Below are 14,684 nucleotides of genomic sequence, written 5' to 3'. Positions count from 1 at the left end.
GCTATCTCTTCGGAATGGAAACGATGTTGATCCAGAAGTCCTCTATCCTGTCGATGGCATCCATGAAATCCGCGACTTCGACGGGCTTCGTGATGAAGCAGTTCGCATAGTTGTTGTAGGACTTGAGGATGTCCTTTTCCGATGACGATGTCGTGAGCATGATGACGGGAATGTGCTTGTAGCGCTCCGTCGTCTTGATATGCATGAGCACTTCATGCCCGCTCTTCTTCGGAAGGTTGATGTCGAGCAGGACGAGGTCAGGAAGTTTCTCCGGCTCCGACGTCGGCTCGAAGAAGGTGATGGCTTCCTTCCCGTCCCTGATGACGGAGATGGTGTTGACGATCCTGCTCTCCTGGAAGGCCTCCGTCGTCAGAAGAATATCACCTTCGTTATCTTCGATCAGGAGGATATGTATCGATTTCATGGTGTATCGCTTTCGTGATTCTGTCCCGCACGGGGATGATCGATCTTCGAGATGGTGAATGAAAAGGTACTTCCTTTATCTGGTTCGGATTCCACCCATATCGTTCCTCCCAATGTTTCGATGATCTTCCTGGTCACGGCCAGTCCCATGCCGGTGCCCGAATATTCATCCTTGTTGTGCAGTCGCTGGAAGATGATGAAGATGCGGTCGAAGTACTCGCCGTCGATTCCGATGCCGTTGTCCGAGATGGAGAAGCTCCAATGCGTATCCGTTTCGTCGAAGGTGATGCGGATGACGGGGCGGTTGCCGGGAGATTGATACTTCAGACCGTTGCTGATCAGGTTCTGGAAGACCTGGCGTACCGGGGCGCGATAGGACATGAGGACGGGCAAGGGAGTCATTTCGATCGTCGCTCCGGACTCGTCGATCTGCTTCCTGTGCAGGCCTTCGACTTCACCGACGAGTTCGTTGAGATCGACGGCTTCTCTCTTGTTGACGGTGCGTCCGACTCTCGAGAACTCGAGAAGATCGAGGATGATCTGTCGCATCCTCTTGGCGCCATCCACGGCGAAATAGATGTACTGTTTGCCTTTGCTGTCGATCGCGTCGCCGTATTTCTTCTCGAGCTGCGTCAGGAAGCTCGTCACCATACGGAGCGGTTCCTGCAGGTCGTGCGATGCGACGTAGGCGAACTGTTCCAGCTCGGCATTGGAGATGGCGAGTTCCTTGGCTTGCCTGCCGAGGCTTTCGTTCAGCTCTGTCATCCGGATCTCCGACGCCTTGCGATCGCTGATGTCCTTCAGATAGACGGAGAGACCGCGTGCGGACGGATAGGCGCTGATCTCGTACCAGTGCTTGAGAGGTGCGTAGTAGTCCTCGAAGTGGACGGCCTGCTTCGTCCGCATCGCATGACTGTACATACTGTAGGATAGCGGATTGCTATCGGCTGAAAAGACGTCCCACAGTCTCTTGTCGATGACGTCCTGCCTCGGCACCTGCACTATTCTCGATGCCGTGTTGTTCCAGTAGGTGACGGTCCAGTCCATGTCGACGGCGAAGAAGGCGTCGCCGATGCTCTCGAGAATGGTATTCCTCTCTTCCAGGGCGCGGAGGGCGGCCAGCTCGGCTTTCTTGCGATCGTCGATGTCCTGGAAGCTGCCGTAAATCCGTGCGCAGGCCCCGAGTTTGAATTCGGGTTCGCCCTTGACCCTGATCCATTTCGTATGGCCGCAGCCGGTAGTGATCTCGAGTTCCACATCGAACGGAGTTCCGTGCTCGATTGCATCGGTGAAGGCCTGTACGATTCTCGTCCTGTCCTCACCTTCATGGAAGAAGGCTGTCGTGTTCTCCATGTCAGGTGTGAAGTCCGGCCCGACTTCATGAATCTCCCTCGTGAGATCCGACCAGTAGATGGTCTGCCGTACGAGATCGACCTCCCAGCTGCCGATCCGCGCCAGGGTATTGGCCTTCAGGAGTAGATCCTCGAGTTCCTTCTTGTACGAAATGTCCTTGGCGACGCTGAAGAAGAGGCCCTCTTCCGGAAGTGGCGTGGCTGTCCAGGCCATCCATCGGATGGCACCCGACCGCGTGACCATGCGGTTCTCCATGTAGGGAACGGGCTTGCCTACGCCCAGTTCACCAAGAGCGGCGATGGTCTGTTCCCGATCGTCGGGATGGACGAACGATAGAAGGGGGGAAGCCAGTAACTCGGCCTCACTGTACTCCAGGACCGCACAGAATGCCGGATTCAGTCTCTTCGCATATCCGTCCGTGCCCGCGATGCAGATGGAGTCGGGCGTCAGCGTGAACAGTTGATAGAGCTCCTGTTCCAGTTGTCTGCGACGGACTTCCGGTCCGAGGAAGGTGCAGACGCTCTTCATGAGGGCCGCGAGAGAGTCCGTTACGTTCCCCTTCGACGACAGGCCGAACACCAGCACACCGACGATGTCATCGGTATGATGGAGCGGGACCGCATGCGCGGATCGTCCTTCCGCATCATACCATGTCTGGATGTCGCCGGTGGCCCATGCGGCGCCGACGAGTGCTTCGCCGCGCGCATGATGTCTGGCCGTGGTCTCTCCATCGAAGGCGGTAGGTTCCGTTCCTTCACGTACCGTTTCCGCCGCCAGGTTGATCTTTTCCGTGTCGGTGCCTACGAGCCATATCTCCGCCGAGGTGATCGGTCCGAACGAGACCAGCCGGCGCAGGACGTCATGCAAGGCGATACCGAGATTCTCATTGGCGTTGAAGATGATCCCGAGTTCGGCCATCAGCGATTTCTGCAGTTCCTTGTTCTTGCTGGCGGTAACGTCCCGCTCGATGGCGATCCAGTGCGTGAACCAGCCTTTCTCGTTCGCGACCGGACTGATGGCCATGTTCATCCAGAACTCTTCACCGTTCTTCCTGTAGTTGACGACCGTGCATTCGTAGGACTGCCATTCGCTCATCGCCTGCCGGAGCCTGGCAAGCTCTTGTCTGTCGGTGTCAGGGCCTTGCAGAATGCGCGGCGACCTGCCGATCACTTCGTCAGCCGGATATCCTGTCATCCGCGTGAATGCGTCGTTCACGTAAACGATTCGTGGGGCTGTCTCCCCATCGGCCGCATGCGCTTCGGTGATCATCACGGCATCGGTCGTTCCGGTGATTACGGACTGCAGGAGTTTGAGATGATGTTCTTCTTCCTTCTTGGTGCTGATATCGCGGATGAAGATGGAGAGTCCCTTGCCGGTCGGATAGACCCTGTTCTCCTGCCACAGGTTCAGCGGTGGATAGTAGTCTTCGTTGCTGGTGTAGCGGCGTTCGGTGAGCGCTTCCTGTATCGTGTTGTAGGTCGCCGACCCGACGGCATCGGGGAAGAGGTCCCACATCCGATGACCGAGCATAGCCTCGGGAGGGAGCCCCACCATCTCGCAGATCGTCTTGTTGACGTAGGTATAGCGCATATCGTCGTCGACCGCGATGAAACCGTCCGTGATGCTTTCGAGCAGGCTCTCGATCAGATCGGCCCGTTTCCCGAGTTCTATCTCGGCGAGCTTCCGCTCCGTGATGTCGGAGCGGATGGCGATGTACTGATAGGGTTTGCCGTTCTCGTTCAGGAATGGAACGATGGTCGTATCCACCCAGTAGAGGCTTCCGTCCCTGGCTCGGTTCCTCAGCTCTCCCTTCCAGATATTACCTCGTGCGATGGTCGTCCACAGCTCCCGTATGTAGTCCTTGTCATGATAGGACGAGTTGATGATCCGATGGTCTTGGCCGATCAGTTCTTCCCTGGAATACTTCGATATCCTGCAGAAGTTGTCGTTGACGTGCTTGATGACCCCTTTCTGGTCGGTAATGGCCACGATCGAAGATTCATCGAGAGCATGCTTGTATGCCGACAGTTCCTGAACCGTCTGCCGCAGCTCGTCCTCCGCCCTCCTGCGGTCGGTGACGTCCCTGATGAAGCAGACGATGGCTTCGATACCGGGCTCGTGCAGCATGTTGTTGAACGTGCATTCGACCCAGATCGCATGGCCGTCGGTATCCGTCCCATGAAAGTCGTGGGTGAACGGGATGATGGAGTCGGAAATGGCCTCGCGTATCTCCGGGTCCATCACGATGACATCGCCGATACGTATCGCCAATGGACTTCGATACGTGATGTCGAATCTGGCGTTCATCAGTATCGAGCCGGTATGGCTGCTCTCGGTCAGTCTCCGGATAACATTACCTATCATCGCTGATCACTGCTGGATGTTGTAGGAACGCACGCCGACCCACCGAAACCGGGGTTCGATAAACTATCGATTTCTATCATCCGGCCGGTGCACGAATGCGCATGAACCTCGGGCATGAATTCGTCCCGCCTCTGGTGTGAGAACCCCTGCCGATGCGAACCTAACTTAGTCGATCCGGAAGCCCTGCGTCATCACCGGTTTCCGGCATTTTCACTCCCTACGTATTTTCACGCACGCGGTGGCCGGGCCGATGAACGTGGGTACCGACGCCGATCGGGATGGCGACGATACTCATGATCAAGATTATATCATTATCCGGTATGTGGTCTTCGCAAGAGCACGAACAATCTGTCCTACTGCTTACCGAAACCTTCGAGCCGCCGGGAACGCCGGATCGCTTCTCCCATTGGGATGAAGATGCGTGGTTGCAGGAGACCTTGGACGAACGTGCGTCGATGGAAGCATCGACGCCGACCGTATCCGGCGGTACCACGATCGCCGGACATACCGAGCATCTCCGATTCTTCCTGCGCTTCGTCCATGAGCGGATGAAGGGGGGCGACGGAAGTACCGACTGGACGAGAGCCGGCGCGTACGTGAAGTGACGCCGGCGGAATGGGCGTGATTGACGAGCGACGTCCACCACGCCTATGAGGGGATGAAGGCGTACCTGCGAACGACGGAAACGCTGGTCGAGATCGACGAGAGAAGGGCCATAGCCATTGTCGTCCACACTGCGTATCACGTCGGAGCAATCCGGCAGATGATGAAGAGCATCCGCGCATGATGCCATGTATCAGGGTGACGTGATGGAGGGGAAGAGTATCATGGGCCGGCAGCGGAAATGGTCCACTGCCGGCTCCCGTTAGCAGGTGCTACTTCGTAACGTCCCTGAACAGTTGTGGGACTGTGCCGTACTGGGGCAGGGCGCCATTCCACTTCTCGATGAGCTGCTGCTGGATGATCAGTGGCGTCAGCGTGGTCTGCTTCAGGCGGTTCGCTTCGGACTCGGCCTTGGCCCTGATCATCAGGGAGTTCGCATAACCCGTGGCTTCGGCCTCGAGCTTCGCGGCCTCGGCCCTTGTCTGCATCAGTTCGTTCTCGACGCGTTGGGCGTTCTGCACGGCTTCGATCTTGGCGTTGATGGCTCGTTCGAGCTGTTGCGGCACGGTGATCCTGCCCAGGATCGTGAGTTGCTGCACGATGAAGCCTTCGGGCTTCAGGCCGCGGTCGAGCACGACACGCACGGAATCCTCGTACTGTGCCCTGTGCGAAATGATATTCTCCGCAGTCATGCCACCGGCGACCGAGTTGTAGGCGTTGCGGACGCTCGTGCGGAGATACTGTTCCTGGATCTGTTCGAGCGGCAGGCGATACTTCTGGAAGATGTCGCTCACCTTGTCGGCCTTGACCATGTAGTTCAATCCCACGTCGAAGGATACGGCCATACCGTCTGACGTCGTACAGTGGATGGAGTTGTCGACGTTCTTTCCTTCCTCCACCTGTTCGTTCGCCCACTTGGCCTGCTGGACGAACGTCGGGAATTCATAGACCTGGGATGCGGCCCTGAGATACCAGACCATGCCCGTTACCTGTTCGGCATCCTGGACACCCTTGTCGGTACCGTAGAGGTCGACCTTCACACCGACGTGACCGGCGTCGATCCGTTCACAGCCGACGAAGGAGAAGAAGACGAGAACGACGACGACCGCTGCACCGATACCGACCTTCGTACCAGTTGTCATGTTGCTTCCTCAATGAATTCTGTCACTGTCACGCAGCCCGTTCCGGTCTATCCGGCGAGCCGTTCTTCTCGAGATGTAGACGATTCCTCGTGCGAGGAAGGCGAGTACGAGGGCGATCATGAGAACGCCTGCCACGACGGCGAGCGTCGAAGGCATGCTGATGAGGTCGAGTGCCGTAACCAGCAGCCATACCATGACGGTGATGCCTGTCACGACTGCTACGACACCGATGATGATGCGGGATGGACTCATTCGTCGATCTGCGATGTTGGGGAGCAAGATAGTGCGATCCCGTATGACTGCGATGGAATCAGGCAGGCAGGCTGGCTTCATCGACAATGCGGGCCATAGGTTGTCGCGATGAAGAATACGTACGTCGATCGCATTGCCGTGTTGCAGCATCCGCAACATCCGACGACCAGAAGACGATGACACCGGTGAACGGAACCGGTGCTCTGCGTCATTCGTTCGTGCGTCGTGACGGTCGACTACGGATGAATGTCGAGTCCTGCGTCTTCATAGACCATGAGCAACTGCGAAAGGATATCGTCGAACGGGTGGATCGGTGCCGGAAAGTTGCCGTTTCGCGCGTCGTCCGCCGCTCCTTGAAGAACGCGTAGCAGATCCGTATCGGAACCGTTCGTGAACAGGCGACATCCGGGCAGACGCGGTACGGCATCCGAACCGATGGCGATACGACCGCATTCCATCGCTTCGGAAAGCGTGAGGCTCGGTCCACCTTCCGTACGGGTAGGACGCACCACGATATGCGCGTGCAGGACGGCAGGAAGGAGTGGTCCGGTATGATCGTTCACCAGATGGATTCCCGCATCCTGTCGTGCAGCGCGTTGCCACGATACGTACAGGTCGTCGTCGACGACGTCGTCGCCGACGACGATGAGCAGCGATGCATCCGGTGTCGTACGACGGAGCTCCGCGAAGGCCTTCAGCAGGATGTCGATGCCGTAGAGATCTTCACCGTCGAAGCGTACGACACGCCCGGCATTGGCGACGATCCGGACCTGTGCATTCGACCATGCGGATGGAATGGATGCATCCAGCGGGCGGCCACGTTCGAACGAAGAGACGGGGAGATTGGAAGGAATCACCGTGCAACGATCGTGTCGTACACCGATGAGATCGATGAGCGATGAGCGTACGTTCTCGCTGATGCAGATGATCGCCGCGGCCTCATCGTAGGCGCGGCGCAGGGCATTCCTGATCATTCCGTTGGTGAAGATGCCTCGTGGCCGGAAGGAATGCAGCGTGACGATGTACGGAATACGTTTGCGGCGCCAGTAGCTGGATGCCAGCAGAGCCGTCTTCCAGTTCCCTTCGTCGCTATGGTAATGCACGATGCTGCCTTGTTCCCCGATTCCCCGCGCAACGTCGAACAACGATACCTTCGAGATCGGAAGTGTCGTGTCCGGTATACCCGTCAGGGAGAAGCCTCGGACGTCGACGTTGCGTTCGATCAGACATTCGAGGAGACGGACCGCATGGATTGCCACGCCGCCGTAGGGGGGAGGGAACAGGGAGAGCAGGTTGAGCATCGATACGTGGCGCGGCTGTTAGGTCACAAGCGTCAAACTTACACATCCTGGCGTCGCATGAGACTACCGCCGGGTTGGCGCAGGGGTTGCGGATATGAGGCAGGGTACCGAGCATGCGAATGTCGCCCCGGCTACTCTTCACCGATACCGTCATCCTGTCGTTGTCCATGGAAGACTAGGGCGGCCGGGCCCATACCAACGCGGAGTGGGGGGGGCAGACCGGCGTAGTCTGTCCGATGCCATCGAATGAAGATGGCCACCGTCAACGTCGGCCCTCCGTAGTATCGATGGTGGTGGCATTGCACGTCGGGAATCTCTGCCAACGTTTCGGATATCACGCCGGATGTCATCCGGATCATTGCGTACCGGGTGCGTGCGATACATGTGCCGGACAGATCCAATGCGAACATATATCCGATTGCTGGCGATGTCCGTTTCCTCCTCGTTCGTTTCGGGAGCCTTCGCGAGTTCGCCACGAGATACCGGATGGAAGTACTTGCACGTATCACTTCCGGGATCCATCGGGAAATGTGACGTCCCACCATCGACGGGGCGGGCACAGCGACGGAGATGCAATTCCAGCCCAGGTCTTTGTCAATTTGTAAAAACTCCGTACTTTTGTCCGCTTCCTTAGCTCAGCTGGCTAGAGCAACTGACTCTTAATCAGTGGGTCCGGGGTTCGAGTCCCCGAGGGAGCACACAGATTATTCTTCCTGATCGCTCATGATTCGCCATGAAGCCATAAGTATCAGAATTAATAACGACTTGAGAAAGCAACGCGCTCATTGGCGCAACAAGCAGACTCAGGGAAATACAAGAAAACCGTCAGTATTATCGTCAGTAGGCATTGTCTTTGCGCAATGTTTCATGGATATACTGACGGTTTTTTGTTATGCGCCTTACTTTCTATGTAGATAGGCCCGATTCACAGGCCAGCGTTCTCATGCTCAATATCGCATTCCGTGGACAGCGATTGCGATTTGGTACAGGTATCTCCATCGTTCCAGCATGGTGGAATCACGACAAACAACAGATACGCACCTCTGACCCGTTGCAGAACGCGAACCAGAAGCGTCTGGACGCCATTACTACGTATGTGACCGAACTGTACAACGGCCTGAATTTCGGAAGCAGAAGCAAGGCCCTTTCAGAAGACGACGTCGAATCATTTCGTACCAAGGTATTAGACTACCTATCGCCGGACTTTGAAAGCAAGCAGAAGAAGGGGTTCTATGATTTCTACCAGGACTTCATCGATACCTATACCCTTCGTACACGTAATGGGCTCATCACGACGAAGCGGCCGAGCGATAGCACAATTGCCCATCATCAATCCGTTCTTACTGGCTTGGAGTCGTATGCAACTAATACTAGGCGTCCGATCTCCTTCTCTACCATTGACGAGACCTTCTATCAAGGGTTCTGCGAATACCTCGCCAATGAGCGTGGGCTCTTCGACAATTCCATATCGAACTATATCAAGTCTCTGAAGACCTTCATGAAGTGGTCTCAGGAAAAGGGGCTTCATCAGAACCTTCAGTATCTACGCTTCCATCGGAACAAGAAGGACGGAGAAACGATAGCGCTTACCGAGAGCGAGCTACGAACGCTCCGGGATATGGATTTCAACGATAACCTACGAATCGACCTTACTCGTGACCGCCACCTCTTGCAGACATTCACGGCGCTCCGCTACGATGATCTCATCAAGCTGAGGCCACACCACTTCGACGAGTCGGCGGGTGTGATTCGCTTTTCAACCCAAAAGACAGAGCAGGATGTCGTCATCCCGATCATACCACCGCTGAAGGCTCTGCTGGCCAAGTATCCGTCTCGGACATTCGAGTGGGTGAGCAACGTCAAACAGAATCTGTATCTGAAGGAACTTGGACAACTAGCGGGCTTGAACGCCAAGGTAACCATCAGACGAAGTAGACTAGGTGAGAGAGTCGAGATCGAGCGGCCCAAGCACGAACTTCTCACGACCCACGTTGCTCGAAGAACCTATGTAACGCTCAGTGCGACCTATGGTGTCCAAGATGCGGCAATTGGTGCCGTCCTTGGCCATGCACCCGTGTCTATTCAAGACATCCATTACAAGAAGTTCGAGGAAGCCACTCTTGTGCCGATGTTTTGTACGGCTTGGGAGAAGTTCTGACCTGTGGGCTGATCCTCCGACGGTGGTTATCGCTCAAGTATGAGTATCCCAAGCGTACCATTGTAGACGAATGTTGTGGAAACGGCACCCGGATCTCATACCGATCCCGGTGCCGTTCGTCGTTTTGTGGCTAGATCGTGCCGAATGTAGGTCATTTCAGGGTTGTCGTGCAGGAATGAGGGCAGCCAAGGTCGGCAGAAGGTGGGACGAAGGCACATAAGGTCCGGAGAGGGCGTGCGAGGGCAGCGATTTCGGACCATACTTTCGAACCCCTGTACAGAAACTGCACAACGACTGCACAAGAATTGTTCGTTTTTGACAATCTATGTCTATCTATTCTGTAACTCATCGCACTTAGATGGCACTTCCTGCACCTCAATGCACCCTATTGACACTAGAAACGCATAATTCAGTCGCGAAGCTTGACCACACATTCTGATATCAAATCTGCTAGCAAGAATGTAGTACAAGAATGCTATCACATTTGTTGTACATCCGCGTGGATACTAGTCAGATGGCTTACCCCCATACTTTTCTGACCTCTTGACCACAATAGGATTCTTGTTGTAGGTTTGTGTGCGCCGTTCAAGACAATCATTGATCATTGTTGTCGTCAATGGCATAATTCATGGCAAGATGGCGTGGTGGCATCTTGTATCAAGTGAGTGCTTTGCAGAAGTATGGACGAGTTCGCATCTATTCATCGAACGCCGATGTACTTCTTCGGATAGGACCCTAACAAGCACTGATTTTCACAGTGCGTTTGCTTCACATATCGGTTGGAGAGCCCATGTCCACCGTTACCACCACGTCAACCCTACTCGAAGGGTTGACATCCCGTGACCTTCGCAATCTTATCAGCGAAGCAGTCGAACTTGCATTTGCTGCGCGCGACCATGCTACTCCGCAGAAGCAGGACGGCGGCCAGCTTCTAACGAGAAAGGAGGCCGCCAGCTATCTGCGCATCTCCGTCCCGTCTCTTCAGCGCCATACTCGGGATCGGCGCATTGACTGTGTCCGCATGGGTAGACGGGTACTATTCCGCAGGGAAGACCTCGACGCCTGCCTTCAGCGCAACGCTATCAGTGATGACGACCATACCCCGCTGCGTCTTCGCCGCACTCCGCGCCGCAGGAATGACCGCCCGACATCGAGGATGGGCCGATGAACACAGACAAGAAGCGGCTCCGCTTCGGACGTAAGCAGCAGTGCCCATGTGGCAAGTCGAAAAGTTATTGCCCCCTCCTCGATGCACAGGATGGCGGCAAATGCTTCAGCGATAAGTGCGGCCAGAAGTTCTTCCCACCGGCCCGAACCACGGGGCGCGGTAAGGGATAACGCCAATCTTTCACGGCAGATCCATCATCTACCGCAGCGGTCTTCCGAATGTCCGGAGGGCCGCTGCACCGGGACATGATTCCCCATACACCCGAGAACCGATATGACCACACTTTCTACGAATGGCGTACGCCGAGAACATCTCTACCATGACAAGGATGGCAACGTCCTCTACCGCGTCTGTATCATCAAATACGTGGATCGTGAGAAGGACGTATTTGCCCAACAATGGATGGGCACGACCTTCTCCAGCAAAATGAACGGGCTTGCGCCCGTTCTCTACCGTCTGCCAGGGCTCCTGCAGGGCATCAAGGACGGCAAGCAAATCGTCATCGTCGAGGGAGAGAAAGACGCCGATACACTCGTCGCCTTGGGTCTCGTCGCGACGACGGCGACCTACGGCGCGGAAAAATGGCCGGACGACCACTCCAGGACATTCGCGGGGGCTGACATCCTCATCATTCCCGACTTGGACGAGAAGGGACGAAAGCACGGCAACCGTGTGTCCGCGTCACTTCTGAAACATGGCCCTCCGGCATCGCTTCGGGTACTGAACCTGCACGACCTCGATGCCACGCTTCCGGAGAAATCAGACGTGACGGACTATCTGGAGCGGGGCGGGAGCATGGGCACGCTTCTGGCATATGCGGAGACACTGCCGGACATGGTGCCACACGAAGAGGAACCACCGCGCGCCGAATCTCATCCTGTCGTCCCTGCCGACGTCTATGACCACCTTCCACAACCACTTGCCGGTATCGTGCAACGTATCGACGATATGGAAGAGCGGTCCACCCTACTCCTTGCTTGCATCGTCATATCCTCGGCAGTCCTGCCGAACGTCTTCTTCCGCTATCATCACGATGTCATCTACGCCCCGCTCTACCTGTTCATCGTCGGTCCGGCGGGAAGCGGAAAAGGGATCGCACGCTATGCGCTGGATCTCACCTATGTCGTCGAGGAACGTTTTGCACGTATCCAGGAGACGAATATGGCCCGCTACAATCGGGAGCTGGAGGCATACCGCAAGAGCGTGCAGAAGCCACCGAGGGGAACACCGTCCGCACCACGCAGCGACTTGCCCGTGATGCCGGAGCGTCGTTGCCTCGTCGCTCCCGCCGATTCCACGGCACCAAGCATAAATCTTCTGCTTGCCACCAACGGAAGCATCCTCATTTCGGACTCCGAAGCCGATACCCTGGCTACAGCTCTCAACGGTGACCACGGCGACCTGTCGCCGACGCTCCGCAAGGCTTTCAGCCACGAGCCCCTGTCCCTTAGCCGCGTACAGGACCGGCGATTTGTGACCTGTCCGCGCCCACGTCTTGCCATTCTTCTTTCCGGTACTCCGAAGCAACTCTTACCCCTGCTACGGAGTACCGAGAACGGTCTCACGTCCCGGTTCCTGTTTCATCTCGTAAAGGGTAGAGATGCCTTCCTCGACCCCTTCACCAATCATGGGCACGACATACGAGAAACCATCCGTGCCGTGGCTCCGGACGTGGACGAGCTGTATGCCTTCCTGTCGTCCCTGCCAGAGGATGCCATAGAGTTTCGGCTGACAAAAGAACAGAAACGGGAGTTTAACGTGAGATATGGCCGCTGGAAGGGCCTCAGCGTTGACGATCATGGCAGTATGTCGGGGGCGATCCACCGTCTCGGCATCAGCGAAATGCGTATTGCCATGATTCTGACCGTTCTCCGGCATTGGCAAGCGGAACGCACGGAGATGCCCCGCCTTCTGATCTGCTCGGAAGAGGACTACCGCACGGCGTCGCTTCTCGCCAACTACTTCCTGCAAACGACGGGTACGGTCATGGGCTACCTGCCCGAGCAGATGAATCCCGCTCTTTCACGCCTCCCGAACAGAACAGCCGACTGGTATGCTGCCCTGCCGGAAGAAGTGACGACGAATGAAGCGGCAAGCCTCGGAGAACAATACGGTGTTGCAAGACGGACCGTGGAACGGACCTTGGGGAATCCGCTTTTGTTCGAGCGGAGTAGCCGGGCCAGGTATCGAAAGGCCCCCTCGTGAGCATCGTGAGTGAGGGGTAACGCGTGCAGATACACTGGTGGCGGAATGGCGGTTTGGCGGAAACGTGGCGGTTTCCAGCGGGCTTCAGGAATATCGCCATTCGATGATTTTCGGGCTGTTTTCGCATGAAAAGGGCTTGTTATTGCCTCGAAATGATCATTTCCGGCCTGTTTTCGGATTGTATCAGGTTCGCCGCCATTCCGCCACGTTTCCGCCAAACCGCCATTCCGCCACGGGTACGTTCTATGACAACTGTTCTTTCATCATGACGGAATCCTTGCCGCATTACCAGTTCCATACGACCCCAACCTTCCACGGGGGGCACGTTCATTCACCACCACCCGCCGTGCATCGCCGGTCCTCCGGCGGGCCTTCCATATGTCCTGCCCACCACAGCGGGATCACCTGTTCACTTCTCTCAGGAACAAGTACCATGAGTACCATTCACACTATGACAGCTGACGAGCTGCGCGAAACGCTTCGCGTTGCCGGATACACACAGGCCGAATTTGCCCGCGAGTTGGACAGATCGGAGTCCTTCGTCAGCAACCTTGCCCGGGGCCATACTCCCATGCAACTGCGCTACATTCAGGCCCTGCGCAGCATGATGGGTGATGAGGTGTTCGACGCTTCCATCCGTAATGCGCGGCGCTGCATCGTCAAAGGCGAATGCGACCGCGCAGCCACGCGCCTGTCGCGCCGCGTGACGGGAGGCGTCCGGGTGCGGGTTACGCTGAACGGTGCGGAGGATGACGAAGAGCAGCCACGCCCCCGGCGTACCTACGTGCTGAGTGACGACGTTGTCGTTTCCCGTCCGGACGAAGACGAAGAAGACCTCGATGACGAGGACATCCAGGACACACTGGAAGATGACGACGACACCCTTGAGGATGACGGGCTGGAGGACGACGATGGATCGGACGACGAAGACGACGACACTCTGGATGACAACGATTCGGACGATGTTGACGATGATTCGGATGGCGAGGGCGATGATTCAGAGGATGAGGAAGAATACGACGACGATACTTCGGACGACGATGACGAGTATGACGATGAGGACGAGGAATACGACGATGACGAGGGCCGTTAATATCGTTTGGCCTCTGACATCATCGCTTCCACTACTGCGTAGGTAGTTTCATGGCCGCTTCACCTCGTGTGAGGCGGCCATTCTTGTATGGGAACACCCCTTGGAAGGGCGATAATACTGGTACGATGCAGTGTTTCAATAGAACAATGCGTGTTGTGGCGCACGAAACGTATCATGTAGGGTCGCTGACGGTCAATTCAAGGCAATATCACCCCGATTCCAGGCGACGTGCCGTAATCATTACGTGCGATATCTCTATATATCGCTTCAAATCAGCACACTTTCGCTCAAAATCGCATACAAAAGGCCACATTTCGCTTACAAACGACCAGCTCGTGAATCACCTGGTATCACTATCCGGCCGAATGCGCCTGAAATCTGGCTGAATATGGGTCTTTCCGTGAAGACCGCTCACCGGAAGCCTTTACAAATCGCCAGATGTGCGTGGAAGTGGGGCGTGAGTCCCCTGAAACAGGACCGGACGGCCCGATTGTGTGGGTGATTCGCGCTTGTAGGGTGCGAAGAGCCCTACGTATTCCGCCACAAGGCCGGAACGAGACTTCGCCCACCTGTGGCCCGTGATTCTATGCTGAGGATGTTTGCGCGGTAGGATAAGTAGCAC

The 14,684-nt window shown here is 56.3% G+C and carries 10 protein-coding genes and 1 tRNA gene; 5 read left to right on the top strand and 6 right to left on the bottom strand.

Annotation, left to right across the window (positions count from 1 at the left end; all coding sequences use genetic code 11):
- Nucleotide 1: 1 nt before the first annotated feature.
- Both BGO89_07175 and BGO89_07170 read right to left on the bottom strand, forming a co-directional pair.
- Nucleotides 2-424: a two-component system response regulator gene (locus tag BGO89_07175; protein ID OJX57745.1), complete on the bottom strand. Its 423-nt coding sequence runs from the start codon at nucleotides 422-424 to the stop codon at nucleotides 2-4.
- Nucleotides 421-4,140 (bottom strand): hypothetical protein, encoded by a 3,720-nt coding sequence (locus tag BGO89_07170; GenBank protein OJX57744.1) that lies wholly within the window; start codon nucleotides 4,138-4,140, stop codon nucleotides 421-423. Before BGO89_07170 ends, BGO89_07175 begins: the two co-directional genes overlap by 4 nt.
- Nucleotides 4,141-4,460: 320 nt before the next feature.
- Between BGO89_07170 and BGO89_07165 the strand changes: the two genes are divergently transcribed.
- The gene (locus BGO89_07165; protein ID OJX57743.1) at nucleotides 4,461-4,745 is read left to right on the top strand and encodes a hypothetical protein; all 285 of its coding nucleotides are present in this window, start codon (nucleotides 4,461-4,463) and stop codon (nucleotides 4,743-4,745) included.
- A gap of 270 nt (nucleotides 4,746-5,015) precedes the next feature.
- Here the strand turns inward: BGO89_07165 and BGO89_07160 are convergent, their stop codons facing one another.
- The 4 genes from BGO89_07160 to BGO89_07145 form a co-directional block, all read right to left on the bottom strand.
- Nucleotides 5,016-5,885 carry a hypothetical protein gene (locus BGO89_07160; GenBank protein ID OJX57742.1) on the bottom strand — a complete coding sequence of 290 codons (870 nt, stop codon included), beginning with the start codon at nucleotides 5,883-5,885 and terminating at the stop codon, nucleotides 5,016-5,018.
- Between the two features lie 9 nt (nucleotides 5,886-5,894).
- Entirely contained in the window at nucleotides 5,895-6,287 is a 393-nt protein-coding gene (locus tag BGO89_07155; protein ID OJX57741.1) for a hypothetical protein, read from the bottom strand.
- A gap of 86 nt (nucleotides 6,288-6,373) precedes the next feature.
- Nucleotides 6,374-7,438: a hypothetical protein gene (locus BGO89_07150; GenBank protein OJX57740.1), complete on the bottom strand. Its 1,065-nt coding sequence runs from the start codon at nucleotides 7,436-7,438 to the stop codon at nucleotides 6,374-6,376.
- A gap of 131 nt (nucleotides 7,439-7,569) precedes the next feature.
- Entirely contained in the window at nucleotides 7,570-7,848 is a 279-nt protein-coding gene (locus tag BGO89_07145) for a hypothetical protein (protein OJX57739.1), read from the bottom strand.
- 214 nt (nucleotides 7,849-8,062) lie between these two features.
- Here BGO89_07145 and BGO89_07140 point away from each other — a divergent pair.
- From BGO89_07140 to BGO89_07125, 4 genes are all read left to right on the top strand, one after another.
- Nucleotides 8,063-8,136, top strand: a tRNA-Lys gene (locus BGO89_07140).
- A 194-nt stretch (nucleotides 8,137-8,330) separates the two neighbouring features.
- Complete coding sequence (locus tag BGO89_07135) at nucleotides 8,331-9,596, top strand: hypothetical protein (protein ID OJX57738.1); 1,266 nt, start codon at nucleotides 8,331-8,333, stop codon at nucleotides 9,594-9,596.
- Between the two features lie 1,441 nt (nucleotides 9,597-11,037).
- Nucleotides 11,038-12,969, top strand: a complete 1,932-nt coding sequence (locus tag BGO89_07130; GenBank protein ID OJX57737.1) for a hypothetical protein — start codon at nucleotides 11,038-11,040, stop codon at nucleotides 12,967-12,969.
- 451 nt (nucleotides 12,970-13,420) lie between these two features.
- On the top strand, nucleotides 13,421-14,062 hold the full coding sequence (locus BGO89_07125) for a hypothetical protein (protein ID OJX57736.1): 642 nt from the start codon (nucleotides 13,421-13,423) through the stop codon (nucleotides 14,060-14,062).
- Nucleotides 14,063-14,684: the final 622 nt, after the last annotated feature.

Origin of the sequence: Candidatus Kapaibacterium thiocyanatum (genome assembly GCA_001899175.1) — a bacterium.
Taxonomy (GTDB): Bacteria; Bacteroidota; Ignavibacteria; order Kapaibacteriales; family Kapaibacteriaceae; genus Kapaibacterium; species Kapaibacterium thiocyanatum.
The sequence above is the reverse complement of the archived record's forward strand: the minus strand, read 5'-3'. Positions and strand labels throughout refer to the sequence as shown.